Below are 24,861 nucleotides of genomic sequence, written 5' to 3'. Positions count from 1 at the left end.
GGCCGGGGCTGCGGCCGGGTTCCCGTCAGCCGAATTGTTCCGTAGATCTCAGGAGACTATGAAATGTTCCGCCTGGCCACTTTGTCCCTGGGAAACCGTGCCCTGATCGCGCTGATCACCGTCTTTGCGGCGGTGTTCGGCGTGATCACCATGGGCTCGCTCAAGCAGGAACTTATTCCGTCGATCGAGTTCCCGCAGATCACGGTCATCACGTCCATGCCCGGCGCTTCTCCCGAAGTAGTGGACAAGCAACTGAGCAGGCCCCTTGAGACGGCCCTGAACAGCGTCGAGGGACTGGAGTCCACCACCTCCACATCCCGTAATGGTGTTTCACAGATCACCATGGTGTTTACCTACGGCTCCAACCTCGACCGCGCACGCAACCAGATCGACCGCGCGATTTCCAACGCCAAACGCGTGCTTCCGGCCGACGTCGAACCGCAATCCGTTGCCGGCAACATCAGCGACTTTCCCATCGTGTTCCTGGCTGTCTCCTCTGACAAACCGCTCAGCGAACTCAATGCCGACCTCCAGCGCTTGAGCGTTCCCCGACTCCAAAAGATCGACGGCGTCCGCGGCGCCGATCTGACTGGCGGCTCCAAGCAGCACATCCTGATCCAGCCCCGCCCTGCCGATCTTGCGGCGAAGGGTGCGTCCGTCCAGTCGATCAGCAGCGCACTGAAGAACAACGGCACGCTGGTTCCTGTGGGCACCATAGAGGACCAGGGAAAAACCCTGTCCCTGCAACTGGGCAGCCCGGTTGATTCCCTTGACGTCATCAAGGGCTTGCCGATATCGGGCGCCAAGGATTCCGCCACTATCGGAACTGTGGCTGATGTCAGCATCGAGGACGACCCCGCCACGTCCATCACGCGCACAAATGGCAAGCCAACGCTGGCGCTGTCAGTCACCAAGAAGCCCGAAGGCGACACTGTGGCGATTTCGCACGCGGTGCGGGATGCACTTGCGCCGATGGCAGCAGAGCTGGGGAACAACGCTGCGTTCACACCCGTCTTCGACCAGGCTCCCTTCATAGAGAAGTCCATCAAGGACCTCACCACCGAAGGGCTCCTTGGCCTGGGATTTGCCGTCGCTGTCATCCTGGTCTTCCTGATGTCCGTGCGGTCCACGCTGGTTACCGCAGTGTCGATCCCCCTTTCCCTCCTGATCACGTTCATTGGCATTTCCGCCACGGGCTACTCGTTGAACATCCTCACTCTCGGTGCGCTCACCATTGCCATTGGCCGCGTCGTTGATGATTCGATCGTGGTGATTGAAAACATCAAGCGCCACTTCAGTTATGGCGAGCACAAGCTGGCCGCCATCCTGACCTCCATCCGGGAAGTTGCCGGCGCTATCACTGCGTCCACCCTGACCACAGTGGCCGTCTTCCTGCCCATCGCTTTCGTGGGCGACCTGGCAGGCGAGTTGTTCCGGCCCTTTGCGCTGACGGTAACCATCGCCCTGTTGTCATCCTTGCTGGTTTCCCTCACGATCGTTCCCGTCCTGGCTTACTGGTTCCTTCCCTCGCCCCGCCAAGATGCCCAAGCATCAATGACGCCCAACGAGGCTGCAGCGAAGGCCCGGGAGGCCGAACAGCGGAGCCGGCTCCAGCGAGGTTACTTGCCTATCCTCGCGAAGACGCAGAAGCACCCCATCCTCACTTTGTCTGCGGCGGCCTTGGTGCTGGTGGCAACGCTCGCGGTATCGCCGCTCCTTGCCACAGACCTGCTGGGGAGATCCGGTGAGAACAGCATGACAGTGCGCCAGGTCCTTCCAGCAGGAACCAGCCTGGAGGCCACCAGCGCTGAAGCCACCAAGGTGGAGGACATGCTCCGAGGCATGGAGGGCATCAAAGACGTCCAGGTGACCTCCGGTAACGCCCAGTCTGGCTTCGCCGCGCTAACGTCAACTGGCTCCTCCAACTCGACCTTCACGATCGTTACGGACGAGAAAGCGAACCAGAAGAAGCTTCAGGATGATGTCCGCTCCAAGCTCCAGGGTGCCGCGGGCAAGATCAGCGTGGGTTCCCAGCAGGGCGGATTTGGCACATCATCCACAGTGGACATCACTATCAAGGCCGCAAATTCGGCTGATCTCCAGTCTGCAAGTGACGCCATGGTCAAGGCGATGCAGGACGTACCCGGCAGCACTGAGGTATCCACCAACCTGGCCGCGAACCAGTCCGTAGTCCAGGTGCGCGTGGATCGCGCGAAGGCAGTGGCCGCCGGACTGACGGAGGAGCAAGTGGGTGCCTTCCTGGCATCGACCGTCAGCCCGGTCCCCGCAGGGACGGTACGCATCGAGACCAACGACTACCCCGTCCAGATCGGAAAGGGAACACGCTTCACCAGCATCACCGCGGTCCGTTCACTGCCACTCCCGACGGCGCGTGGTCCTGTGACGCTGGAGAGTATCGCCAGCGTCGAACAAGTCGACACGCCTGTGTCCATCACGAGCAGCAACGGCCAGCGGACCGCGAAGGTAACCGTGACGCCGTCGGGCTCCAACCTGGGCAGCGTCAGCACCGAGGTGCAGAAGCGGTTGGCGTCCGTTGAGTTGCCTGCCGGCGTAACGGCCGCCGTTGGTGGTGCCACGACGCAGCAAGCGGAGTCCTTCCGTCAACTTGGCTTGGCTCTTCTGGCTGCGATCGCGATCGTCTACGTGATCATGGTGGCTGCCTTCAAATCGTTGGTGCAGCCGTTGATACTCCTGGTTTCTGTTCCCTTCGCCGCGACAGGCGCTGTGGGCTTGCTATTGGCCACGGGCGTTCCCCTGGGGTTGCCATCGCTGATTGGCATGCTGATGCTGGTTGGCATCGTGGTCACCAACGCAATCGTGCTGATCGACCTCATCAACCAGTACCGCAAGCCCCACAACGGCACACCGGGCATGAGCGTAGCCGATGCCATTACCCACGGCGCCCGCCAACGCCTGCGACCCATCCTGATGACGGCGTTGGCCACAGTGTTCGCGCTGACCCCCATGGCCCTGGGCCTCACTGGTGGCGGAGGGTTCATTTCGCAGCCGCTGGCAATCGTCGTGATCGGTGGCCTGGTGTCCTCAACGGCGCTGACGCTCATTCTGGTCCCCGTCCTTTACAAGCTGGTGGAAGGACGCCGGGAGAAAAAACAACTCCTGAAGCAGCTGCAGCACCGCCCCGAAGTCACGCCGGATAAGGGAAATGGCGGGAACGGCCAGGACGACTTCGTCGACTGGACCACCGGCATGGTGCCCCGGGTGACGGGACGCCGGGCGGCGAACAACCCCGCGGAGTAGACCCGCATAAACAGCCAACAGGGCCGGGAACAATTCCCGGCCCTGCCCTGTTACAGGCATTGATACATGCAAATGCATCTAGTTTGGGATACACTGTTTACAGAGCCCGGGACCACGGGCAGGGAGAAAGGCACATCATGCAGATCGGCGTATTCAGCGTCAGTGACATCACCACTGACCCCACCACGGGCCGCACGCCCACGGAGAACGAACGCATCAAGGCCTCCGTTGCCATTGCCAAAAAGGTCGAAGAAATCGGCATGGATGTCTACGCCATTGGCGAGCACCACAACCGCCCCTTCTTCTCATCCTCCCCCACCACCACACTGGCCTACATCGCAGCCCAGACCGAGCGCATCACGCTGTCCACGGCCACAACCCTGATCACCACCAATGACCCGGTCAAGATCGCCGAGGACTTTGCGATGCTGCAGCATCTCTCCGATGGCAGGGTTGACTTGGTGCTTGGGCGCGGCAACACAGCGCCTGTATACCCCTGGTTCGGAAAGAACATCCAGGACGGGATCGAGCTGGCGATCGAAAACTACAGCCTGCTCCGCAAGCTGTGGGATGAAGATACGGTCAATTGGTCGGGCAAGTTCCGCACACCCCTGCAGAACTTCACATCTACACCGCGCCCCCTCGACGGCGTTGCCCCCTTCGTCTGGCACGGATCCATCCGCACGCCGCAGATCGCCGAAGTAGCTGCCTACTACGGTGACGGCTTCTTCGCCAACAACATCTTCTGGCCCAAGGAGCACTACCAGCAGTTGATCGGCCTTTACCGCGAGCGCTACGAGCACTATGGCCACGGCACGGCAGACCAGGCAATCGTGGGCCTGGGTGGCCAGTTCTTCATGAGGAAGAACTCCCAGGACGCCGTCAAGGAGTTCCGCCCATACTTCGACAACGCGCCGGTGTACGGTCACGGTCCTTCCTTGGAGGACTTCACCTCACAGACACCCCTGACCGTGGGCAGTCCGCAGGAAGTCATCGAGAAGACGCTCACCTTCCGTGAGTTCTTTGGCGACTACCAGCGGCAGTTGTTCCTGATCGATCACGCAGGTTTGCCCCTAAAGACCGTCCTGGAGCAGCTTGACCTCTTCGGCGAGGAAGTCCTTCCCGTGCTCCGTAAGGAATATGCTGCGTTGAAGCCGGCCAACGTGCCGGACGCGCCGACGCACGCTTCCCGCGTTGCTGCGGCCATGGAGGCCAGCGTCAACGAGTCCGCTCCAGCTGGAGCCCCGGGTCAGGAGGCCTGATGTCCAGCCCTTCGGCGTCCTCCGCCGTTCGCCTCGCCGCCGAGACCTGGGAGTCGCTGTTCCGCTCCCAGGTGGCGGTGATGCGGAAACTTCAATCAGGTCCGGCGTTCAAGTCCCTGCCCGTCAAGGAGTATGACGTCCTGTTCACGCTCTCGCGATGCCCTTCCGGCCAGCTGCGGTTGAACGAGATCAATGACAAAGTGCTGCTGAGCCAGTCCAGCCTGAGCCGTTTGGTGGACCGTCTGGAGAAGCGCGGTTTGGTGGAGCGGACAACAGCGCCCGACGACGGCCGTGGAGTGCTGCTGTCCCTCACCGAATCAGGCAGCGAGTTGCAGAAAACAATTGGTCGGGAACACGTGCGCGATATTGCCCAATTGGTCGGGCCGGCGCTAACTGTCCAGGAGCAGCGGGAGCTGTTGCGGCTGACGGAGAAGCTGCGGGCCTCGGTGGCAGGACACCAGCCAATGCACGGGTAGGGGTGCCGGTCTCCGTCATCTCAGCGCAGGTCATCTCAGCGCAGGTCATCTCAGCGCAGGCGGACGAGCTGCCGTGGATCCTCCCTTGGGAGCTCACCGTTGACTGATGCACTGACCTTGAGGGTCTTCAGCGACAAGCTTCCACCCACTGTGGACAAGAAGGCTGTATCTGAAGAATCCCGTCCTGCCGTAATGCGAAGCATGGACTCGCGGGGCGCCAGCCCTGTGGGGTCGATGATGTGCCATTCGTCGTCGATGTAGGCCTCTGCCACAGCGTGGAAGTCCATGGGGCTCAGACCGGGTGCGTACACAGCCGCGAGGCGGGCGGGGACATCCTTGGACCTCAACAGGGCAATGGCCAAATGGGCGAAGTCACGGCATACACCCCGGCGGTGGAGAAGCGTCTCCACCGCCCCGTCGGTTCCTCGCGAGGATCCACTGACGTAGCGCAGCTCTCCATTGACCCAATCGCGGACAGCGTGGAGCAGTTCGGCCCCGCTAAGACTGCCGAACTCGGCGTAAGAGGTGGGCAGCAACCGATCAGATTCGGCGTAGCGGCTCGGCCGGACGTACCGGATGAGTTCCATGGGAGAGGGTGTGTCGCGGTCTGCGAAGCCGTGGACCGTTGCTTGGTAGTCAACCGTCACTTCACTGGGCTCCGCGAATTCCATGTATTGGAAGCGGCCCCCGTGATCGTCGCTGAGTTCAGCGAAGGGAATCTCGTTCCCATCCAGAGTGATGGAGAGTGTTTCCGTCACTGACTCGTACCCCGGATTGTTGGCCACGGCGATGGCCATGGCCACTTTCGTGTTGGCTACAGTCTTGAAAACGAGCTTGGCAGCAACGTTGCGTTCCATTGATCTCCGGGGTGGGTTGCGGCGGGACAGCCCCCGATGCCGCCGTTGTATGGATCAGCCAACCGCAGGACTACAGATTGACCTTCAGAGACAGTAGCATCCGTTGGACGTTGGCGAATTCAGAATCATGGGCGACGTACTTCGCGGCCAGGTCCAACGTGTCAAAAGTCTTTGCCGGGGCTACTTTTTCATCGGCGGCGAAGGCATGGACCGCTGTGACATCCCCGAAAGAGTAGTCGCCCTTGCCGGAAGGTCCCTGAACGCGGTTCCTCAGTTCGCAGGCCTGGCCGTCGGCACCAGCCACCATGTTGGTGATGCCGAAGGAACCGAAGAATTTGTACCCTTGGATCACGCGGAAAACGACGCGGGGATCGATGGTGTCCGGACCATCGGCGTGCGGAACATCCAGTGGCACACTGCTGATAACAACGTAGGGATGGCTTTGGCCGGCGGGGCAAGCGATCGGCCCTGCAGGAGTCAGTCCTGTCTGCAGGGTTGCGATGTATCGGCCCCCGCCATCTTTGACTTCGACCTTCAGGGCGCCTGGCAGTGAACCAGCTTCAGCCGTGCCAGTCTGGGCAATCCAATCCTCAGGGAGTTCGAAGCTGACCTTTTTAGCGGGATCCGTGTAGGTCTTCCAGGTCAACGCCGTGGCTGCCGGGCTCGGGTCAGAGCTGGATGCAGCGCTTGAGCCGGGTGTCGCGGACGATGGGCTGGAGACGGCGCCTCCTGACGGCGTCGTACTTTTCGACCCGGAGCCTTGGGACGGCAGGCCTGACTCTGAACTATTGGGATGGGAGTCGGAAGTCTGGGAAACCTGTGGCCCCTTGTTTTCAGTGGAACAGGCCGCGGTAGCCGTAAGCAGGACGGCGCCCAGTACCAATGCGCCGAGCCGAAGCTTCGACGTCATGCCGTTCGGGTGGATAGTGCCGTTCATGCGCACAGCTTATCGGCGGGGAAGGACCCGACACGGGATTTGACGGCGTACTAGGCTGAAGACATGGCTCCCGATCAGCATGACGCATTCGAGGACAACATGCCCACCATGTCCGCCGTTGACGTTGCGGATTGGCGGCTGCGGACCTTCGCCCTCTATGACCATGTGCGGCAACTGGCAGCTACGGATCCGTTCGATGCACACAACTATTGGCGCCAGGAGCGGGACCGGATGTTTGCTACCCATCCCGCATCCGCCCTGACAGCAGAGATGAAAGCATCCTTCTCCGGTTTGCGCACGGCCGACTACGATCCCGCATTCCGCATGTACGTTCCGCTGTCACCGGAGGGTACGGGACAGGAAATGAATGTTGAAACAGGGACCGACGGCGTAGTTCCGTTTGTGAGGATCGGAACCTTTGAGTTGCCCGGACTCGGATCCCTGGCCGTTTGGCGGCTCCGAAGCTACGGCGGCGGCATCTTCGTGCCTTTTCGCGACGCTACCGCAGGCAAAGAGGGTGGAAGCTACGGCGCCGGAAGATACCTTTTGGACACAGTGAAGGGCGCCTACCACGGTGTTCGCCGCATCGATGAACGGCAGGAGTTCATTGTGGACTTCAACTTCGCCTACAACCCGTCTTGCGCCTACAACGAAGCCTGGGCATGCCCCCTTGCCGGACCGGCCAACCGGCTCGCAGCCGAGGTACCAGTGGGTGAGCTGTATTTGGGAGAAGGCTAACGCCCCCTGAAGCCAGCCGCCTTGAGCGGCCGACACTGCGTGTTGCTTGAGAGGGCCGGGCGCAGTGTCACGGAACCGTAAGTTCTGGAGCACCCTGGGCCAGACCGTAAAAGCCTAGCCTTGGAGCATGAACAGAATCGGGCGGATGATCCGTGCCCACAGGATCCTTGCCAGCATGGTGGGCGTGGCGATCGTGGTCCTGGTCATCGTTGGGGCCGCACTGTTCCAGCCCTGGCGGCTGTTTACGAGCAGCAGCGTGAACGAGGCCCTGCCGGGGGCTCCTCCCGCATCAACATTGGCGACACCTCCCAATGCACCGGCTTCCAACGCACCGGCTTCCAATGCACCGACTTCTGATACACCGACTTCCGAGGCACAGGGCAACGGCTCGCCTGCCCCCAACACGTCTGCCTCAACGCCAGCAGTCACGACCGATCCTGTGGTGCTGGGCTTCGGCAATTTCCAATCCCAGGAGCATCAGACTTCTGGTACCGCACAGCTCCTGGAACTGCCCGATGGCTCCCGTGTGCTGAGGTTGGAAAACCTGGCCAGCAGCGATGGCCCGGACGTCAAGGTCTGGCTCAGCAGCCTTGAAGCAGGAGGCGATTGGTACAAGTACCGCTCGGGCCGGTATGTGGACCTCGGTGCCATCAAGGCCACGCATGGGAATCAGAACTATGTCATCCCCTCTGGCGTGGACCTCTCCGGCCTGTCATCGGTGGTGCTCTGGTGTGACCGTTTCAGCGTCGCCTTCGGATCGGCGCAGCTTGCCTGACTCGTTGCTGGGCCACGTCTGCGCCCTTACCTGGGGTCTTAGGGCGTAAAGCGGACCCCGCAACACGTTGCAGGACGTAGGATGTCATCATGACTTCCCGCCTTCCCCGTCGCATCGCCCGCGTCCGCCCCTTGGATTCACAGGATCCCAACGAGCAATTCTTCGTTGCCAACGACGCCCGGGACTTCGAATCCGAGGCTGGGAAGCACTGGCTGGTTATCGATTCACCTTTCGGGGCATCAAGGGCAAACGCGAGTGGCCCCTCGCGGCACGGTTGGGAACCAGGGACTGGGGTGCGGGAGGATTCTTTCACTTTCCTCGCGCCTTCAGTGCCGGCCAACGTCTTTGGTATGGCCCACAACACCGGGCAAGCTGGCAGAGACCTTCAACCACAGGCATTTCACAAAGCCGCGTCCAGCGTCATCGGCCCCGGCGAAGCGATCCAGCTGAGTGCGAACGTTGGTCATGTTGACCCTGAGGCCGAGCTGACGGTCGTCGTCGGACGTACAGCGCGAGGCCTGACGCTGGAAACGGCGGGTTCGGCAATCCTGGGCTACACCATCGGGAACGATGTCTCTGCACGCGACCTCCAAAAGACCGACGAACTCTGGATCAGCGCGAAAAGCCAGGACACCTTTACGCCTGCAGGTCCGTGGATCGTCACGGACTTGGACGCCGCAGATCTTTCCATCGGGATCGTCCACAACGGCACCAAGCTCAAAACCGCCAGCACCGCGGACCTCGGTTGGAAAGTGGACGAGATCATGGTCTACCTGTCCTCGTTCATGACCCTCCAGCCCGGCGACCTGGTCCTGACTGGCTTCCCCGCCGAGTGCGCGCGCATTCAGCCAGGTGACACCGTGGTGTGCCGGGTGGAAGGAATTGGAGAGCTCTCCAACCCCGTCACCACCACTTCCTGGGAGGACGTGCCCGCATAGTGTGTCAGGCTTAACTCATGGAGACAGCCGCAGACGCCACCGAACTGCGCCCGCCTCCCTTACAAAAGCCTCCCAGCAAGCGGCCTCCCGGCCTCCTCAAATACCCCGTGGTGCGGCAACTGCTTCGCTTCACCGGCGTCGGAATTCTCTGCACGGCGAGTTCGCTTGCCCTCTACGCGTTGCTGCGTCCCTGGATCGACCCGCAGCTTGCCAATGCCGTGGCATTGATCGTCACCTCGCTCATGAATACAGCCCTGAACCGCAGGCTGACCTTCAAGATCAGCGGCAGCAGGAAACGCGGCCAGGACCACATGCATGGGCTGATTGTCATAGGCATTGCCCTGGTCATCACTGGAGGGAGCTTGGGCATCCTGCATCTCATCCACCCCGAGGCTACTGTCAGTGAAGAACTCTGGACCACGACTCTCTCCGGCTTCGTCGCCACAGGAGTCCGGTTCACCCTGTTGAGGCACTGGATTTTCCGCCGCGCCCGCCACGTGTGACTACGCGGCGGGGTGTGATTAGTTGGCTTGGGGAGACGCCAGGTTCCGGACACGCCCGACGGCGGTTTCCGCGGCTCCGGCAGCTTGCTCGAGTTCGGCTTCGGTAACAGTTGAGGTGAAGCTGAAGCGGACGGCTGTCTGGGCTACCTCCGGGGCAATGCCCAACGCCAGCAGAACCGGTGACGGCGCATCAGATCCGGCAGCACAGGCGGAGCCGCTGGAGCAGACCACGCCGAGTCGTTCCAGCTCAAGCAGGACTGATTCGCCGCTGGTTCCAGGAAAGCAGAACGATGCGATCGATGGCAGCCTCTGGCTTCGATGCCCTGTCAGCATGGCACCCGGGATGGTTTGAAGGATGCGCGAGACGAACCGCTCCCGCAGCTCAGAAACCCGCGAGGCCAGCTCCGGCTGCTCGCCAAGGCTCAAAGTCAGAGCGGTGGACAACGCCACGGCCCCGGCTACATTCTCTGTTCCGGATCTCTTTCCCCGCTCCTGGCCTCCCCCATGAACCAACGGCTCCACCCGCATCCGGCCCTTCGTGAACAGGACTCCGGATCCCTTGGGCGCGCCCAGCTTGTGGCCGGAAATACTCAGCGCATCTACGCCAAGAGCCTTGACGTCCAAGCTCAGCCAGCCGGCGGCTTGGACAGCGTCTGTGTGGAAGGGGATGCCAAACCCGTGAGCTACGGCTGCAAGGTCCGCAACGGGCTGGACCGTACCAATCTCGTTGTTCGCATACATGATGCTCACCATGGCTGTGTCCGGCCGAAGGACGGCGCGGAGCGCCTCCACCGTGACCAGTCCGTCCCCGTCCACCGGCACAACGTCCACCGTGAAGCCATGCACGCGTTCTAGGTAGCGGGCTGATTCTTCCACCGCGGGATGCTCAATGGCGCTTATCACTACCCGCTTCAGCGAGGGATCGGCTGCCTGCCGGGCCAGTGCGATTCCCTTGACGGCCAGGTTGTCAGCCTCGGTGCCACCCGAGGTAAAGGTCACCTCGCCCGCGCGGCAATTAAGCACCTTCGCGACGGCGGATCTCGCCCCTGCGAGCGCCGTGGCCGCCGCTTCACCCAGGCTGTGGTGGCTGGATGGGTTGCCAAACTCGCCGCTAAGGTACGGCCACATGGCTTCGAGTACCTCGCGCCGGACCGGCGTGGTGGCTGCAGCGTCCAGGAAGATCATGGAAGTCAGACTGCTTTCAGCTCTGCATCGGTTCGCAGCTCAATATCCAGCCCGAGGTCCAGTGCCGAAACACTGTGCGTCAGCCCCCCGATCGAGATGACGTCCACGCCGGTTGCCGCAATCTCTGCCACGGTGTTGAGGTTGACGTTGCCGCTGGCTTCCACGTTAGCCCGTCCATCTACCTGCTTGACGCCTGCCCGCAGTTCATCGATGGAAAAGTTGTCCAGCATGATGGTGTCCACTCCCGCGGCCAGCACGGGTTCGATCTGATCTGCCCGGTCAACCTCAACTTCAAAGTGTGTGGTGTGTCCCAGCTGGGCTTTGGCGGCCACGAGCAGTTCAGTCAGTTTTGCGGGGTCTCCGCCGGTCATGACAGCCAGGTGGTTGTCCTTTGCCAGCACAGCATCCGAGAGGCTGTAACGGTGGTTCGCTCCCCCGCCGCAGCGGACGGCATAGCGTTCCAGGACACGCAGGCCGGGCGTTGTCTTGCGGGTGTCCGTGATCCGGGCGCGCGTTCCTTCAACCAGCCTGACGAATTCCGCAGTCTTGGTGGCAATGGCGCTCATCCGCTGCACCAGGTTCAGTCCGACACGTTCTGCCAACAGTACCGAGCGCGCACTGCCGGTGACGCGGGCGAGGTGCGTGCCGGCGTCGAACGCTTCACCGTCCGCCAGCAGCAGCTGGACGTCCGTGTCCGGGTCGACGAGCTTCATGGCGTCACGGAACACCGTTCCACCGCTGAACACGCCCGGGACGCGGGCGTTCAGGACAGCAGTGGCACGCGCCCCGGCGGGGATCAGTAGCTGTGAGGTGATGTCGCCGCTGGGAGCGTCCTCCGCGAAGGCCCGTTCCAGAATGTCCCGCACAGGCGCTGTGGGAAGGGTCAGGTTGGTCATGGAGGTCAGGTCAGTCATTGACGAGGCTCGCTTTCCGGCTCATGGTGTAACGCTTGTCAAAATCGTCGACGGCGGCTGGTTCGCTCACGCCGTCACTGCGGTAGTGGGCCCCAAGCGACTCCCGCCGCTCCCGCGCCGCATGAACGAGCAACTGCGCAGCCAACAGCAAGTTGGCATCCTCGTGCTCCCGAGGATCCAATGAGTCAGGCACCTCCAAGGGAACAACTTCTCCCTCCCAAGAACCAAGAGCTTCTGCGGCCTCTGCCAACAACTCACCGGTACGCAACACGCCAGCCTTCGCGGTCATCAAGCGACGAAGTGCCTGCCGGGAAAACCCGCCTGGAAGTGCTGCCGCTGGGGCGGTTTCGTTGAAAAGGCCGCTGCGATCGTCGTCTGGCGGGGTCCCGGCAGCGTGCGTAAAAGCGAGGCCGCCCGCGGCCGAGTTAGCACGCAGAGGGACTCCGTTAGGCGACCCACCGTGTTCACCGCTAAGGAAGGCAGAAACAGCCCGCCGCCCAAACACGAGCCCTTCGAGCAAGGAGTTGCTCGCCAACCGATTTGCCCCTTGAACCCCGGTACAGGCAACTTCACCGGCCGCCAACAGTCCAGGAACAGAGGTCCGGCCGTAAAGATCGGTCACCACCCCACCCATCCAGTAATGCGCTGCTGGAGCGACGGGTACAGGCTCGCGGCTCCAGTCCAAGCCGGCTTGGCGGGTGCGTTCGCTGATGGTGGGGAAGCGCTTCTCGAGGAAGCCCTTCCCACGCTGTTCCTCGATGACGGTTGCATCGAGGAAGACGTGACCGTTGGGGTCACCGAGTGCTGCAAGGTGCAGGGCTATGCTCCGGGAGACGACGTCCCTGGGGGCGAGCTCGCCGTCCGGGTGGTAATCGGCCATGAACCGGCGTCCGGTGGCGTCCACGAGAATGGCGCCTTCGCCGCGTACTGCCTCGGAAATGAGCAGGGGGTCAGTGTTGCCTTCTGCTTCAAGGGCATCCCCTGTACGGACCATGCATGTGGGATGGAACTGGAAGAATTCGAGGTCGGCCACCTCGGCGCCGGCCCGCCACGCCAGGGCGAGCCCGTCGGCTGTGGCTACGGATGGGTTGGTTGTTTGTGCGAACAGTTGACCGGCTCCACCTGTTGCGAGGAGCACTGCGTCAGCCTGAAGGGTCAGTTCCCGGCCATCGTGCATGTACTCGACACCGGTGACGCGCTCCCCGTCGTAGGACAGTGAAGTCACCTGCGCATGCCCGATTACCTGGATTCGTCCGGTCGCGTGGAAGTCCAGCACGGTCTTGATCAGGGCGGCTGCAACGCGGGCACCTGTGGCGTCGCCCCCGGCGTGGAGGATACGCGGGGCAGAGTGGGCGGCTTCGAGTCCCAGGGAGGGATCGCCGTCGTCGTCAAGGTCGAAACGGACGCCGAAGCGTCCAAGTCCGGCAATGTCCATCCGGGCCTCGGTGCACAACACCCGCACGGCTTCCTCGTCGCAGTGGCCCGCACCGGCATTGAGCGTGTCGGCGATGTGGGCAGCAACGGTATCCCCCGGAGCCGGCTCCTCCAGAACAGCCGAGATGCCGCCCTGTGCCAAGTACGTATTGCTGTCCGCGAGCGCGCCCTTGGTGAGCAGCACCACTTCGGCTCCGGCTTCGGCGGCCAGCAGCGCTGAGTACAGCCCCGCAATGCCGCTTCCGACGACGATCAGCCGCTTGGGCTGGTGCCCTCCAGCGAGGCTTCCTGAGGTCATGTGAGGCTCGATTCGGATCGTCCGGAAGACCGGTGTTGGTAGCAGGTTAGGCAGGCTTGGCCGCCAGCATGCGCTCCAGCGCAATTTTGGCGTTGTCCTGTACGGCGTCATCCACGGTGATGCGGTTGACGATGCGTCCTTCGACGAGTTCCTCAAGCACCCAGGCGAGGTAACCCGGGTGGATGCGGTACATGGTGGAGCAGGGGCAGATCACCGGGTCCAGGCAGAAGATCGTGTGCTGTGGGTTTTCTGCAGCCAGCCGGTTCACCATGTTGATTTCGGTACCAATGGCGAAGGTGGTGGGTTCGGTGGCCGCCGCGATGGCCTTCTTGATGAAGTCGGTGGACCCTGCAGAATCGGCAGCATCCACAACTTCCATGGGGCACTCGGGGTGCACGATCACGTTGACGCCGGGGTGGTCGAGCCGGGCTTTTTCAATCTGGCCCACGTTGAAGCGCTTGTGCACCGAGCAGAAGCCGTGCCAGAGGATCACCCGGGAGTCCAGCAGCGTTTGTTCGTCGTTGCCGCCCAGTTCCTTGCGGGGGTTCCACATAGGCATCTGCTCCAGGGGGACGCCCAGGGCCTTGGCAGTGTTGCGGCCCAGGTGCTGGTCGGGGAAGAACAAGACGCGCTGCCCACGCTCGAAAGCCCATTCCAGGACCACTTTGGCGTTGGAGGAGGTGCAGACAATTCCGCCGTTGCGGCCACAGAAGGCCTTCAGCGCAGCAGAGGAGTTCATGTAGGTGACGGGGATGACCGGAACGCGGCCCTGGGCGTCGGTGTCCGTGCCGAAGATTTCTTCGAGCTGTTCCCAGCATTCCTCTACGGAGTCCTCATCAGCCATGTCTGCCATGGAGCAGCCAGCCGCCAGGTTGGGCAGGATGACTGCCTGTTCGGGCGTGGAAAGGATGTCCGCAGTTTCAGCCATGAAGTGGACGCCGCAGAAGATGATGGCTTCAGCATCGGGCTTGGTCAGTGCAGCATTTGCGAGCTGGAAGGAGTCACCCACGAAGTCGGCGTACTGGATAACTTCGTCACGCTGGTAGAAGTGGCCCAGGATCACGGCGCGGTCCCCGAGCGTCTCTTTGGCAGCCCGGATACGGGCATCCAGTTCAGCATCCGTCGCCCGCTTGTACTCTTCCGGGAGCTGTCCCTGCCGCGGCGTCTCCTTGGGAGCGACGTCGCTGCTGGAGGCTCCCGGTCCGTAAGCGGGGGCACCGGCAAGAGCCTCGGCAAGGTCGTACTCCCAGGGCCCTTTGGCCAGGGCCGGGCTGCAGGTGGATCCTGCGCGGGAAAGGCCCTTCTCGGCTTCCTCCCGCGTGATCAGCTGGACGGCAGTGTTGACGCTGCTCATGGTGTACTCCTGTTATCTGGTCCGAGACCGGGCGTGCCGGTGAAGCGGTAGAGGCGTGGCGGACGGTGTTTTCCGCCCTGCAGGTATTCACCGGTTTCTTCAATGTCCGGTGTGGCTTTGATATGGCGGCGGAAGTTTGCCGGATCCAGTTGGCGGTCCAGCACTGCTTCGTAGACTTCACGGACCTGCGCGAGGGTGAAGAACTCTCCCAGCAGGTGGTAGGCGATGGAACCGTAGGCCATCTTGTTGCGCAGACGCCAGAGTGCGTAATCCACAATCGCGTTGTGGTCGAAGGCGAGTTCGCCGAGCCTGTCCGCCCGGAACCACCGCACATTTTCCGATTCGTCCGCGAGGGCGGCTTCGGTTGGCTGGACGAGTGCCCAGTAGACGATCGACACGACGCGCTGGCTGGGCGAGCGATGCAGACCGCCGAAGGCGTAGAGCTGCTCCAGGTACTGCGGTGCCAGCCCTGTGGTTTCGCGAAGATTGCGCGATGCGGCGTCCTGGAGGGATTCATCATGGGCCAAAGGCCCGCCGGGAAGGGCCCACAAATCCTTGTAGGGTTCCCGGATCCTTCGCACCAGTGGCAGCCAGAGCGTGGGGCGGCCCGATGTTTCGCTGGGACGGAGGGCGAAAATCACCGTTGAGATTGCCAACGACGGCGGCGCCAAGCGGCGTTCAGCAACGTTCGCCGAGATCGGATTCACGGCGTTCACCTCGCTTCGTCGCCGTCTGGAGACTTCCTCCACACACTGGAATCTTAGTTAAAGTCATCTTGACTAGAACTAATGGTACGACTCTGCAGCCTCTTGGCAAAATGCCCTGCGTCACACTGACTTGGCGGCAGCTTCCATCAGCGGCAGGGTGCGGCCCTGGATGTGGCTGTTTAGCACGATGACGGAGGAGCAACGTACCACGGATTTGGTGGCGATCATCGCGTCCAGCACCCGCTGCATATCAGGATTTGAGCGCGCTGCGATGCGAACCATCAAATCGGAATTTCCCGTCACGGTGTGCACTTCAATGATCTCCGGGATGGCGCTAAGGCTCTGAATAATGGCGTCGTGACCGATCTCCTGGGTAATGGTGACCGAACAGAACGCCACCACAGGGAAGCCGAAGTTGGCCGGATCCGGCTGGGGAACCCAGGAGCCAATCACCCCGTTTTCGATCATCCGGTCAATCCGGGACTGCACCGTAGCCCTGGCAACCCTCAGCACCCGGGATGCCTCCAACACGGAGGACCTCGGCGAATCAGTGAAAAAACGTACAATTTTTGCATCAAGCGCATCGACCAGCATCAAAGTTCCTGTCCCCGGGGATTCTTACCCATCACATCGCCACAGCAAAAAGTGATGTATCTTACAAACTGCGAGAATTATTCCACGGCTCTTGCTGCGTCGTCGACGCCCAGCTTGCTCAGCCCAAGAGGCAAGCTCGCTACACCGAGTATGAAATCCATAGAAGGTAGACACGTATGACAACGAAGTCCATCGCGGCTCCTGCCCAAACATCCGGCCTTGGCCATTCTCTTAAGCCACGCCAACTCACCATGATGGGGCTCGGGAGCGCCATCGGAGCGGGCCTCTTCCTCGGCTCCGGCGCAGGCATCCAGGCCGCCGGCCCGGCGGTCCTGATCTCCTACCTCGTGGCAGGAACCTTGATCATCCTGGTCATGTGGGCCCTGGGCGAGATGGCTGCCGCAAATCCCAACAGCGGAGCATTCTCCGTCTACGCCGAAAAAGCCATGGGCAAGACCGCTGGCGGCACCATTGGCTGGCTCTGGTGGCTGCAGCTGGTGGTGGTCATCGCAGCCGAAGCACTGGGCGCGGCAGGCCTGCTCTTCACCGTGTGGCCGGTGATTCCGGTGTGGGTGCTCGCCCTGGTGTTCATGGTGGTGTTCACCGGCATCAACCTCGTAGGTGTCCGCAACTTTGGCGAGTTCGAATTCTGGTTCGCGATTCTGAAAGTCGCGGCAATCGTCATCTTCCTCCTCATCGGCGCCGCCCTGCTGTTCGGCTGGCTGCCCAACGTTGCCTCCCCGGGACTGTCGGCCTTTGGGGACTTCGCCCCAAACGGAATCGGCGGCATCGCGGCTGCTCTGTTCGTGGTGATCTTCGCTTTCGGCGGAACGGAAATCGTCAGCGTCGCCGCTGCCGAAACAGAGAACCCCGCGCACAGCGTCGGCAAGGCTATCCGGACTGTAGTTTGGCGCATCCTGGTCTTCTACATCGGCTCTGTTTTCGTCATCGCAGCGGCTCTTCCCGTTGGCTCGGAAGGACTGAAGTCCCCCTTCGCGGGCGTACTGGATCTCGCGGGTATCCCTGGTGCCGGCGCTGCCATCACCCTGGTGGCCGTAGTTGCCCTGCTTTCCGCCCTGAATGCCAACCTGTATGGCGCCTCAAGGATGATCTTCTCCCTGTCAGAGCGGGGCGAGGCTCCTGGCTTCCTGTCCAAGCTGAGCGCCTCCAAGGTGCCGGTAGCCGCCGTCGGGATTTCCGTTGCTTTCGGCTTCATCGCGACCGTCCTGGAGCTGCTCTTCCCCGAGCACGTACTGCCGGCGCTCCTGAACCTCGTGGGCTCCACATGCCTGGTGGTGTGGGGCACTGCTTTGGTTTCGCAGTTCATCCTGCGCCGCAGGGCGGACCGCGAGGGAACCGAGCTGCCGCTGCGCATGAAGGGCTTCCCGGTCCTCACGGTCGTGGGGATCGTCCTGTTGGGAATCATCCTCGTGGTGGGCTTTGCCAACCCTGAGAGCGCCGGCCAGCTGATCGGCACCTTCATCCTGATCCTGGTTATCGCCGCAGGATGCTTCCTCAACGCCAAGACGAAGGCCGGCAAGCAGCCACTGCATACGAAGTAGCCGCCTGTTCATTGAAACCAAGAGGTCCTGCGCAATTTGTTTTGCGCAGGACCTCTTTGCGTATCCAAATTGTACAAAGTGTTTCGTTGAAACTGAGCTGATTGCGCACGCCCATTGTTGGTGACTAGGGTCACAACCATGACTACCAACAACGTGCTCGCCGCCGTCGATGAGGATGCCGCGCCGCTCACGCACGAACAACTTCGTGAGCTCTATTCCCTGATGGCCTCCGTCCGCCACCTGGACACCGCAGCCGTCGCCTGGCAACGCCAGGGCATCATTCCCGGCTATGCGCCCCAGATTGGCCAGGAAGCCGCGCAGGTAGGCAGCGGATATGCAGTTGACCGGACGCGCGACTTCGTGTTCCCCACATATCGCGAGATGGGCGTGGCCCGGGCAATGGGCCTGGACATGGTGGGCTACATGTCCACGCACAAAGCCACGTGGCATGGCGGAATGTACAACCCGCTGGAATCCCGCTTCGCTCCCATCCAGGCTGTAGTGGCCGGATCGGTATTGCATGCTGTTGGCTGGGCGCACGGCCAAACCCTCTCCGGAAAGCCCGACGACGAACGCGGCGTTGCCATGACATACTTCGGCGACGGAGCATCCTCCCAGGGCGATGTCCACGAGGCCATGAACTTTGCTGCTGTGATGAAGGCGCCAGTGGTCTTCTTCATCCAGAACAACGGCTGGGCAATCTCCGTCCCCACCGAACGCCAGGTTGCCGGCGGCTCAGTCGCTGCGCGGGCGGCCGGATACGGGATTCCTTCCCTGCAGGTGGACGGCAACGACGTCGTCGCAGTCCATGAGGCCACACGTTCGGCTTTTGCCCATTGCCGCGCCGGTAACGGTCCTGTCGTCATCGAAGCGATGACCTACCGCCGTGGGCCCCACTCCACGGCGGACGACCCCGGGCGTTACCGCACCCTGGAAGAGGAACGGCTCGGTGCCGGCGAAGATCCCCTTGAGCGCTTCAAACAGCGCCTCCTCGACGACGGCATTGCGGATAACGCATTCTTCGCCGATGCACAGCAGCAGGCCCAGGAGGAAGAGGAAGCCATTCGCGCGGGCATCGAAGCCCTTGCGCCCCGTCCCGGGGCCGAGATGTTCAGCCTCGTCTTCCAGGAACCAACGCCCACCCTTCAATCCCAGGCCAGTGACTGGCGCAAGGAGTCCGAACATGTCTGAGACAGCCACGGCACTATCGTTCGCTCCCGGGTCGGTCACGATGGACACCGAACCCGTCCTGCACCTTTCCATGCAGCAAGCACTGAACCGCGCGCTTGACGAGATCCTGGCCGACAATCCCAAAACGGTGATCTTCGGCGAGGACTGCGGCCGATTGGGCGGCGTTTTCCGGATTACCGACGGCCTGCAGGCCAAACACGGCGAAGAACGGGTCTTCGACACCCCGCTGGCCGAGTCCGCCATCCTCGGCATGTCGGTGGGACTGGCCATGGCAGGCTTCCACCCCATCCCCGAAGTACAGTTCGACGGTTTCGCCTACCCCGCCATCAACCAGATCGTGTGCCAAATCGCGCGGATGAACTACCGCAGCCGCGGCACGCTCCCCATGCCCATCACGCTCAGGGTTCCCAGCTTCGGCGGAATCCGCGCTCCGGAACACCACGGCGAAAGCCTTGAAGCGCTGTTTGCGCACGTCCCCGGACTGAAGGTGGTTTCGCCTTCCACCCCACACGACGCCTATCACCTCCTCAAGTACGCAGCCACACGGCCGGATCCCGTCATCTTCATGGAGCCCAAGTCCCGCTACTGGCAGAAGGGTCCGGTAGACCTCAACAGTCCTGCTCCCGGTCAAGCAACCCCCGACGCCGGCATGGACGACGCCGGCAGCCTCACCGGCGCCCGGGTTGCGCGGGAAGGCCGTCACCTGACACTCGTCGCGTGGGGCGCCATGGTGGCACGATGTCTCCAAGTTGCCGAACTCGCAGCGGAAGACGGCATCGACGTCGAAGTCCTGGACCTGCGTTGGCTGAAGCCAATCGACGCCGAAGCCCTGGCGAGGTCCGTCGGAAAGACGCGCCGCGCCGTCGTCGTCCACGAGGCTCCCTTGACCTCAGGCCTTGGCGCCGAGGTCGCCCAACTGATCACGCAGCATTGCTTCCAAACGCTGAAGGCGCCCGTGGAGCGCGTGACCGGATTCGACGTACCCTATCCCTCCGGTGACCTGGAGGACGAATACATTCCCAACATCGACCGCATCCTCTTTGGGATCCAACGCGTACTGGAGTACCGCCGTGGCTGAACTTTCCTTCCCGCTCCCGGATCTGGGCGAAGGCCTCATCGAAGCGACCGTCCTGGATTGGCTCGTATCGCCGGGCCAACAGGTGGAGCGCAACCAGCCCATTGTGGAGCTGGAAACGAGCAAGTCCGCACTCGAATTGCCCAGCCCGCAGGCGGGTAAAGTGGTGCGTATTCACGGGGCGCCGGGCGAGACCATCAACGTCGGCGAACCGCTGATCGTGTTCGAGGTACCGGATGACACCGCCGGAATCGTGGGCACGGTTCCGAAGGACGAAGCACCCAAGCGCCGGGTCCGCCTGAGCGCCGTACTCGATGAGGACTGACATGATGACCGGCAGACACACCGTGGAACAGCACAGGCACACAGTTGAGGGCACCGACCCCGAATTGTTCGTTGAAGTGCATGAACCCACCACCGATGCCGGACTACGACCTGTCCTGTTGATCCACGGTTTTTCCTCATCCAGCAAACTAAATTGGACGGACAGCGGCTGGATCACGGCCCTCCAGGACGCCGGACGCCGGGTCATTACCGTGGACCTGCCAGGCCACGGCAGGAGCCACTCCCCCGAGGACCTGGACTCGTACACCCCCAGCCGGATCCGAGCCGACCTCCTCCAGATCGCCACGGACGCCGGAGCGCGGCCATTGCGCGACGGCGATCCGTCCACAGGACTGGACATCGTGGGCTACTCCTTGGGGTCCCGGCTGGCCTGGGAGTTCGCCGCGACCCAGCCGGACCTGGTACACCGCATCGTCCTGGGCGGACCCAGCTCAGCGGATCCGTTGGCAGCTTTCGACCTCGCTGCCGCGCAGCGGCACTTGGCTGATGGCACACCCGTTGAGGACCAGTCAACCGCCGGGCTGCTGAAAATGGCTCAATTGTTGCCCAGCAATGACCTGTTCGCGCTGCTTTCGCTCATCGAGGCCATCAAGGGTGAACCGTTCGATCCTGCCGAGGCTGCACCGCACGTGCCTATCCTCCTGGTTGCCGGCGAAAAAGATGATCGCGCGGCCACCATGCCCGAACTCGCGCACCTGGCCGGCAAGCGGGGGGCCTTGGTGGAGACCCTTGTGGTCCCGGGACGCACCCACACGAACGTGATCACAAGCAGGGCTTTCAAGGAAGCTGCCATCGAATTCCTTGGCGTGTAGCGATTGCGCCGGCGCTAACGGCTCAACCGCTCCGCGTTAAGGCTCATTCGTTCCAGGACGCTCAACGCCATGGCATATTCATCGATTCCTATGCCCATGGAAAGGTCCTGGCGGGCGGCTTCCACATAGCGGAGGGCTTCGTGGTATTTTTCGCGGCCGAGCTCGCTGAGCGCCAGTCGGTCATCGATCATAGTGATCATGCCCCTACCCACCAACGAGGCAAGCTCCCGCTCCCGCAGGCGCGTGTCATTGGCCCAGAACGGGCGCAGGATCTCATCCAGCTCATCAGGACGGACGGTTCCCTCTGCCAAAGTGCCCAGGGTCTGCCACTGCCGCCGGCTCAGCTTGACCCGGGCCAGCGTGGCATCGAGTTGGAGTTCCAGCGCGGCGTCGAGCCTCTTGATCCAATATCCAATGGGCTTGTTCACAAGCCCATGCTTCCAGCGGATGCCTCACCCGGCAAGCTTTGAACGGTAGGCTGGAAGCAGCCAAATTACGTGGAAGTGGGGCAAATGGGCATGCGTTTCAAGGACCGGACGGAAGCCGGCCGGCGCCTGGCCGAAGGACTCCCCCAGTTCAGGGAACGGCCAGACACGATCGTCCTTGGTCTGGCGCGTGGAGGTGTCCCGCTGGCCGTGGCGGCCTCCTCCGGGTTGTACTTGCCCTTCGGTACGATTTTGGTCCGCAAACTGGGGATACCTGGCCGCGAGGAGACTGCCTACGGCGCACTGGCGTGGTGCCAGGGCGACGTCGTCCGCATCGTCAACAAGCCGCTCAAGGAACATGTCCTTGCCCATGGCATCAGCCAAGCCGCGTTGGATGCAGTAGAGGCACATGAACGCGCCGAGCTGCTTCGGCGCGCAAGGCAGTACCCGGGAATCGAGAACGACCTTCGGGGCAAGACCGTCATTCTGGTGGACGATGGCCTGGCCACCGGCGCAACAATGCGTGCTGCCGTGGAGGCCGTGCGGGCATCAGGTGCCCGCACTGTGGTCGCCGCCGTGCCCGTGGCATCGCTGGAAGCCGCAACATCCTTGGCACGGGTCTGCGACTTCATGATGGCACTGCACACGCCAGGCAAATTCCATGCTGTTGGCTCGTTTTACGAGCGTTTTGAACAGTTGACGGACGACGACGTCGTGGAGCAGCTGGAAGGCGCAGAGGCCCCGAGGGCGAAATAGCTGCTTAACGCCCGAGGCGGGCCCGGTTTCACAACCGCGCCCGCCCGGAGAATCAATGTGTTGCTGGACTGGATCTCTAGTTGGCCTAGTGATGAACACTGAAGCCGAGGGGACGGCCCTTGGTTTCCTTGGCAAGAATCACGCCCACCGCTGAGATGATGCACAGGCCCATGATGTACAGGCCCACCGATCCGGACCATTTGGTCGCGTCCAACAAAGCCTGGGCAATCAACGGGGCGAAGGCACCACCGAGAATGGCACCCAAGGCGTAGCCGATGGAGATTCCCGAGTAGCGGACGTGTGCAGGGAACATCTCGGCGTACATGGCTGACATGGGTCCATAGGACAGGCCAAGCCCAATGGTGAGGACGAACAAAGCTGTTCCGTAGAGCACGATGTCCTTGGAATCGATCAAAGCAAACATGGGGATCATCCACGCGAACACCAGGCCGTAACCGAGCAGGAACGTCTTTACGCGGCCAATCTTGTCCGAAAGCCAGCCTCCCACCATCGTGAAGATGAGCCAGCCGAAGGAGGCAACCGTGGTGGCGAGGAGGACCTGCGGCGCCGGCATCTTCAGCGCCTTGGTGGCGTAGGAGATAAAGAAGGCGATCAACAGGTAGCCTGCGGCGTTGTTGGCGATGAAGATAAGTGCCGCGAGGATTACCTCCTTCTTGTTATTCCGGAACAGCTCGCTCAGGGGCGCCTTGCTTTCCGCCTTGCGCTGCGCGATTTCCTTAAAGACGGGGCTTTCCCCGACTGCGCGGCGGATGAGGTAGCCCACCACAATCAGGACCACGGAGAGCAGGAACGGCACACGCCAACCCCAGGCGGCAAAGTCTTCCTTTGACATGCCCGACTGAAGGAAGAACAGGAGGCCGGTTGCCAAGATCATGCCGATGGGCACACCGATCTGCGGGTAAGCACCGAAGAGTCCGCGCTTGGAGATGGGAGCGTGTTCCACAGCCATCAGGGCGGCGCCGCCCCACTCGCCACCGGCTGAGAAGCCCTGGACCACCCGCAGGGTGATCAGCAGGATCGGAGCCCAAAGCCCGATTGTCCCGTAGGTAGGCAGCACGCCGATCAGCGCCGTCGCCGCCCCCATCATGACAAGTGTCATGACCAGGACTGCCTTGCGTCCCAGCCTGTCGCCGAGGTGTCCGGCAACGAAGGCGCCGAGTGGCCGGAAGAGAAAGCTGATGCCAATGGTGGCGAAGGACAGAATTTGCGCCACTCCTGGGTTCGACTTTTCCAGCGGAGTCAGGAACAGCGGCGACAACAGCGTTGCCGTGAGCTGGGCAAAGATAAAGAAGTCGTACCACTCGATGGTGGTGCCGACCAAAGTCCCCGCCAGGACCCGGCGCTCTTCGCGCTTACTGCTTGGGCCCGATGCAGAGTCGACAGTGGAAGTTGCGGTCATTGGAACTCCAGGGGTGAGAGTGACTGGTCGGTGCGTGACTTGCATTAACCGACAGAACGGTCAGTTAGGAAAGACTACTACATGCCGTGACCCAGCGCACAGCATTTGTCTCGGCACAACGAGAAGCAATGAAGCTCAAGAACAACACTGTTCTATAGTTGAATAGCCATTTCGTATATGGAACGATATCCTGATGGGGCGTGCAACACAAGAGTTGTCCGCCGCATGCCGTCACCAGCAAACATAGGATGGTTCGCATGAGTCCCCGCAGCGACGTCAAGAGTCCGCAGGAAGCAGCAAGCCAGGCCCCGCCGTCGCAAACCCTCTCACGGGGAATCCGCGCACTGGAGATCCTTGCCGAAGCCGAACGCCCGCTCAGCATTGCCGAACTCGCCGAGGCCCTGGGGGTGCACCGCTCTGTGGCCTACCGCATCCTCCGGACGCTGGAGGACCACTCGCTGTTGATCAGGGACGATTCAGGCCGCGTCCAGCCGGGTCCCGGACTGGCGGTGCTGGCACGTGGCGTCTCGCGCAACCTGCAAACAGCTGCTTTGCCCGAGCTCACCCAGCTGGCGAATACCCTGCACATGACCGCTTTCCTGGCTGTTTGGGACCACCAGGAATGCGTCACCCTGGTCACCGTGGAACCCCGCCATTCAGGCGCCGCACTCGCTCAGCATCCGGGGAGCCGCCATCCCATCGGTGTTGGCGCACCCGGTATCGCCATCCAGTCGACCATGACCGAGGACCGTTGGCGCCAAGTAGGAGCGGGTATCCCCTACCGCCCCGAAGCGCACGAAGCCCGACTCACCGGCTACGCCACCAGCCATGACGAAGTCATCGCCGGGTTGTCATCAATCGCCGCCCCCATCCACGTCCCGGGCGGACGGCCGGCCGCAATCGCAGTCGTCTACATCCGCCTCGACCAGGACGCCGACGCCGTGGGTAAGGAGTTGGCTGCGGGCGCTATGAGGATTGAGGGCCAGCTGGCCTGAACCGCGGGAACCCAATATTCAACACGAAG

The 24,861-nt window shown here is 62.2% G+C and carries 24 protein-coding genes; 14 read left to right on the top strand and 10 right to left on the bottom strand.

Annotated features, from left to right (window positions below; all coding sequences use genetic code 11):
• Positions 1-63 precede the first annotated feature (63 nt).
• The 3 genes from AC1DD7_RS11970 to AC1DD7_RS11960 all read left to right on the top strand — a co-directional run bounded on the left by AC1DD7_RS11970 (position 64) and on the right by AC1DD7_RS11960 (position 5,017).
• Complete coding sequence (locus tag AC1DD7_RS11970; RefSeq protein WP_477515126.1) at positions 64-3,279, top strand: efflux RND transporter permease subunit; 3,216 nt, start codon at positions 64-66, stop codon at positions 3,277-3,279.
• A gap of 137 nt (positions 3,280-3,416) precedes the next feature.
• Positions 3,417-4,541: an LLM class flavin-dependent oxidoreductase gene (locus tag AC1DD7_RS11965; RefSeq protein ID WP_224164618.1), complete on the top strand. Its 1,125-nt coding sequence runs from the start codon at positions 3,417-3,419 to the stop codon at positions 4,539-4,541.
• Positions 4,541-5,017, top strand: a complete 477-nt coding sequence (locus AC1DD7_RS11960) for a MarR family winged helix-turn-helix transcriptional regulator (protein ID WP_477515125.1) — start codon at positions 4,541-4,543, stop codon at positions 5,015-5,017. The genes AC1DD7_RS11965 and AC1DD7_RS11960 overlap by 1 nt, the downstream gene beginning before the upstream one ends.
• Before the next feature lie 50 nt (positions 5,018-5,067).
• Here the strand turns inward: AC1DD7_RS11960 and AC1DD7_RS11955 are convergent, their stop codons facing one another.
• On the bottom strand, positions 5,068-5,874 hold the full coding sequence (locus tag AC1DD7_RS11955) for a transglutaminase-like domain-containing protein (RefSeq protein WP_477515124.1): 807 nt from the start codon (positions 5,872-5,874) through the stop codon (positions 5,068-5,070).
• Between the two features lie 70 nt (positions 5,875-5,944).
• Positions 5,945-6,811 carry a hypothetical protein gene (locus tag AC1DD7_RS11950; RefSeq protein WP_477515123.1) on the bottom strand — a complete coding sequence of 289 codons (867 nt, stop codon included), beginning with the start codon at positions 6,809-6,811 and terminating at the stop codon, positions 5,945-5,947.
• 63 nt (positions 6,812-6,874) lie between these two features.
• Between AC1DD7_RS11950 and AC1DD7_RS11945 the strand changes: the two genes are divergently transcribed.
• The 4 genes from AC1DD7_RS11945 to AC1DD7_RS11930 all read left to right on the top strand — a co-directional run bounded on the left by AC1DD7_RS11945 (position 6,875) and on the right by AC1DD7_RS11930 (position 9,765).
• Positions 6,875-7,549 carry a DUF1684 domain-containing protein gene (locus AC1DD7_RS11945; protein WP_477515122.1) on the top strand — a complete coding sequence of 225 codons (675 nt, stop codon included), beginning with the start codon at positions 6,875-6,877 and terminating at the stop codon, positions 7,547-7,549.
• A 127-nt stretch (positions 7,550-7,676) separates the two neighbouring features.
• Positions 7,677-8,324: a DM13 domain-containing protein gene (locus tag AC1DD7_RS11940; RefSeq protein WP_477515121.1), complete on the top strand. Its 648-nt coding sequence runs from the start codon at positions 7,677-7,679 to the stop codon at positions 8,322-8,324.
• Positions 8,325-8,413: 89 nt separating this feature from the next.
• Positions 8,414-9,262, top strand: coding sequence for a fumarylacetoacetate hydrolase family protein (locus tag AC1DD7_RS11935; protein ID WP_477515120.1), 849 nt, complete (start codon positions 8,414-8,416; stop codon positions 9,260-9,262).
• 17 nt (positions 9,263-9,279) lie between these two features.
• Positions 9,280-9,765: a GtrA family protein gene (locus tag AC1DD7_RS11930; RefSeq protein WP_477515119.1), complete on the top strand. Its 486-nt coding sequence runs from the start codon at positions 9,280-9,282 to the stop codon at positions 9,763-9,765.
• A gap of 18 nt (positions 9,766-9,783) precedes the next feature.
• Here the strand turns inward: AC1DD7_RS11930 and AC1DD7_RS11925 are convergent, their stop codons facing one another.
• The 6 genes from AC1DD7_RS11925 to AC1DD7_RS11900 all read right to left on the bottom strand — a co-directional run bounded on the left by AC1DD7_RS11925 (position 9,784) and on the right by AC1DD7_RS11900 (position 16,251).
• Positions 9,784-10,950 carry a cysteine desulfurase family protein gene (locus AC1DD7_RS11925; RefSeq protein ID WP_477515118.1) on the bottom strand — a complete coding sequence of 389 codons (1,167 nt, stop codon included), beginning with the start codon at positions 10,948-10,950 and terminating at the stop codon, positions 9,784-9,786.
• Between the two features lie 5 nt (positions 10,951-10,955).
• A complete protein-coding gene (gene nadC / locus AC1DD7_RS11920; RefSeq protein WP_477515186.1) occupies positions 10,956-11,846 on the bottom strand; it encodes a carboxylating nicotinate-nucleotide diphosphorylase in 891 nt (296 codons plus the stop codon).
• A gap of 10 nt (positions 11,847-11,856) precedes the next feature.
• Positions 11,857-13,596, bottom strand: a complete 1,740-nt coding sequence (nadB, locus tag AC1DD7_RS11915) for an L-aspartate oxidase (RefSeq protein ID WP_477515117.1) — start codon at positions 13,594-13,596, stop codon at positions 11,857-11,859.
• A gap of 46 nt (positions 13,597-13,642) precedes the next feature.
• Positions 13,643-14,950 carry a quinolinate synthase NadA gene (nadA, locus tag AC1DD7_RS11910; RefSeq protein ID WP_431115589.1) on the bottom strand — a complete coding sequence of 436 codons (1,308 nt, stop codon included), beginning with the start codon at positions 14,948-14,950 and terminating at the stop codon, positions 13,643-13,645.
• Complete coding sequence (locus tag AC1DD7_RS11905) at positions 14,947-15,666, bottom strand: NUDIX hydrolase (protein WP_431115590.1); 720 nt, start codon at positions 15,664-15,666, stop codon at positions 14,947-14,949. Before AC1DD7_RS11905 ends, nadA begins: the two co-directional genes overlap by 4 nt.
• Before the next feature lie 111 nt (positions 15,667-15,777).
• Positions 15,778-16,251 carry an Lrp/AsnC family transcriptional regulator gene (locus AC1DD7_RS11900; protein WP_216923913.1) on the bottom strand — a complete coding sequence of 158 codons (474 nt, stop codon included), beginning with the start codon at positions 16,249-16,251 and terminating at the stop codon, positions 15,778-15,780.
• A gap of 176 nt (positions 16,252-16,427) precedes the next feature.
• Between AC1DD7_RS11900 and AC1DD7_RS11895 the strand changes: the two genes are divergently transcribed.
• From AC1DD7_RS11895 to AC1DD7_RS11875, 5 genes are all read left to right on the top strand, one after another.
• The gene (locus tag AC1DD7_RS11895) at positions 16,428-17,813 is read left to right on the top strand and encodes an amino acid permease (protein WP_477515116.1); all 1,386 of its coding nucleotides are present in this window, start codon (positions 16,428-16,430) and stop codon (positions 17,811-17,813) included.
• A 138-nt stretch (positions 17,814-17,951) separates the two neighbouring features.
• Positions 17,952-19,004: a thiamine pyrophosphate-dependent enzyme gene (locus AC1DD7_RS11890; protein ID WP_477515115.1), complete on the top strand. Its 1,053-nt coding sequence runs from the start codon at positions 17,952-17,954 to the stop codon at positions 19,002-19,004.
• Complete coding sequence (locus tag AC1DD7_RS11885) at positions 18,997-20,082, top strand: alpha-ketoacid dehydrogenase subunit beta (protein ID WP_477515114.1); 1,086 nt, start codon at positions 18,997-18,999, stop codon at positions 20,080-20,082. The genes AC1DD7_RS11890 and AC1DD7_RS11885 overlap by 8 nt, the downstream gene beginning before the upstream one ends.
• Positions 20,075-20,404 (top strand): biotin/lipoyl-containing protein, encoded by a 330-nt coding sequence (locus AC1DD7_RS11880; protein ID WP_431115594.1) that lies wholly within the window; start codon positions 20,075-20,077, stop codon positions 20,402-20,404. Before AC1DD7_RS11885 ends, AC1DD7_RS11880 begins: the two co-directional genes overlap by 8 nt.
• A gap of 1 nt (position 20,405) precedes the next feature.
• Positions 20,406-21,236 carry an alpha/beta fold hydrolase gene (locus AC1DD7_RS11875; protein ID WP_477515113.1) on the top strand — a complete coding sequence of 277 codons (831 nt, stop codon included), beginning with the start codon at positions 20,406-20,408 and terminating at the stop codon, positions 21,234-21,236.
• Between the two features lie 14 nt (positions 21,237-21,250).
• On the opposite strand, the gene AC1DD7_RS11870 is transcribed toward AC1DD7_RS11875, so the two are convergent.
• Positions 21,251-21,664: a MarR family transcriptional regulator gene (locus AC1DD7_RS11870; protein WP_477515112.1), complete on the bottom strand. Its 414-nt coding sequence runs from the start codon at positions 21,662-21,664 to the stop codon at positions 21,251-21,253.
• A 69-nt stretch (positions 21,665-21,733) separates the two neighbouring features.
• Between AC1DD7_RS11870 and AC1DD7_RS11865 the strand changes: the two genes are divergently transcribed.
• On the top strand, positions 21,734-22,417 hold the full coding sequence (locus AC1DD7_RS11865; protein ID WP_477515111.1) for a phosphoribosyltransferase: 684 nt from the start codon (positions 21,734-21,736) through the stop codon (positions 22,415-22,417).
• An 85-nt stretch (positions 22,418-22,502) separates the two neighbouring features.
• Here AC1DD7_RS11865 and AC1DD7_RS11860 read toward each other — a convergent pair whose 3' ends face one another.
• Entirely contained in the window at positions 22,503-23,837 is a 1,335-nt protein-coding gene (locus AC1DD7_RS11860; RefSeq protein ID WP_431115599.1) for an MFS transporter, read from the bottom strand.
• 248 nt (positions 23,838-24,085) lie between these two features.
• On the opposite strand from AC1DD7_RS11860, the gene AC1DD7_RS11855 reads away from it, so the two are divergent.
• Complete coding sequence (locus AC1DD7_RS11855; protein ID WP_477515110.1) at positions 24,086-24,832, top strand: IclR family transcriptional regulator; 747 nt, start codon at positions 24,086-24,088, stop codon at positions 24,830-24,832.
• Positions 24,833-24,861: the final 29 nt, after the last annotated feature.

The organism is Paenarthrobacter sp. 10L412, assembly GCF_056395565.1.
The sequence above is the reverse complement of the archived record's forward strand: the minus strand, read 5'-3'. Positions and strand labels throughout refer to the sequence as shown.

What these genes read in the sequence shown, in the direction of transcription:
- AC1DD7_RS11970 (WP_477515126.1), top strand. Translation starts at nt 64, where the DNA reads ATGTTCCGCCTGGCCACTTTGTCCCTGGGAAACCGTGCCCTGATCGCG.
- AC1DD7_RS11965 (WP_224164618.1), top strand. Translation starts at nt 3,417, where the DNA reads ATGCAGATCGGCGTATTCAGCGTCAGTGACATCACCACTGACCCCACC.
- AC1DD7_RS11960 (WP_477515125.1), top strand. Translation starts at nt 4,541, where the DNA reads ATGTCCAGCCCTTCGGCGTCCTCCGCCGTTCGCCTCGCCGCCGAGACC.
- AC1DD7_RS11955 (WP_477515124.1), bottom strand. Translation starts at nt 5,874, where the DNA reads ATGGAACGCAACGTTGCTGCCAAGCTCGTTTTCAAGACTGTAGCCAAC.
- AC1DD7_RS11950 (WP_477515123.1), bottom strand. Translation starts at nt 6,811, where the DNA reads ATGAACGGCACTATCCACCCGAACGGCATGACGTCGAAGCTTCGGCTC.
- AC1DD7_RS11945 (WP_477515122.1), top strand. Translation starts at nt 6,875, where the DNA reads ATGGCTCCCGATCAGCATGACGCATTCGAGGACAACATGCCCACCATG.
- AC1DD7_RS11940 (WP_477515121.1), top strand. Translation starts at nt 7,677, where the DNA reads ATGAACAGAATCGGGCGGATGATCCGTGCCCACAGGATCCTTGCCAGC.
- AC1DD7_RS11935 (WP_477515120.1), top strand. Translation starts at nt 8,414, where the DNA reads ATGACTTCCCGCCTTCCCCGTCGCATCGCCCGCGTCCGCCCCTTGGAT.
- AC1DD7_RS11930 (WP_477515119.1), top strand. Translation starts at nt 9,280, where the DNA reads ATGGAGACAGCCGCAGACGCCACCGAACTGCGCCCGCCTCCCTTACAA.
- AC1DD7_RS11925 (WP_477515118.1), bottom strand. Translation starts at nt 10,950, where the DNA reads ATGATCTTCCTGGACGCTGCAGCCACCACGCCGGTCCGGCGCGAGGTA.
- nadC (WP_477515186.1), bottom strand. Translation starts at nt 11,846, where the DNA reads ATGACCAACCTGACCCTTCCCACAGCGCCTGTGCGGGACATTCTGGAA.
- nadB (WP_477515117.1), bottom strand. Translation starts at nt 13,596, where the DNA reads ATGACCTCAGGAAGCCTCGCTGGAGGGCACCAGCCCAAGCGGCTGATC.
- nadA (WP_431115589.1), bottom strand. Translation starts at nt 14,950, where the DNA reads ATGAGCAGCGTCAACACTGCCGTCCAGCTGATCACGCGGGAGGAAGCC.
- AC1DD7_RS11900 (WP_216923913.1), bottom strand. Translation starts at nt 16,251, where the DNA reads ATGCTGGTCGATGCGCTTGATGCAAAAATTGTACGTTTTTTCACTGAT.
- AC1DD7_RS11895 (WP_477515116.1), top strand. Translation starts at nt 16,428, where the DNA reads ATGACAACGAAGTCCATCGCGGCTCCTGCCCAAACATCCGGCCTTGGC.
- AC1DD7_RS11890 (WP_477515115.1), top strand. Translation starts at nt 17,952, where the DNA reads ATGACTACCAACAACGTGCTCGCCGCCGTCGATGAGGATGCCGCGCCG.
- AC1DD7_RS11885 (WP_477515114.1), top strand. Translation starts at nt 18,997, where the DNA reads ATGTCTGAGACAGCCACGGCACTATCGTTCGCTCCCGGGTCGGTCACG.
- AC1DD7_RS11875 (WP_477515113.1), top strand. Translation starts at nt 20,406, where the DNA reads ATGATGACCGGCAGACACACCGTGGAACAGCACAGGCACACAGTTGAG.
- AC1DD7_RS11860 (WP_431115599.1), bottom strand. Translation starts at nt 23,837, where the DNA reads ATGACCGCAACTTCCACTGTCGACTCTGCATCGGGCCCAAGCAGTAAG.
- AC1DD7_RS11855 (WP_477515110.1), top strand. Translation starts at nt 24,086, where the DNA reads ATGGTTCGCATGAGTCCCCGCAGCGACGTCAAGAGTCCGCAGGAAGCA.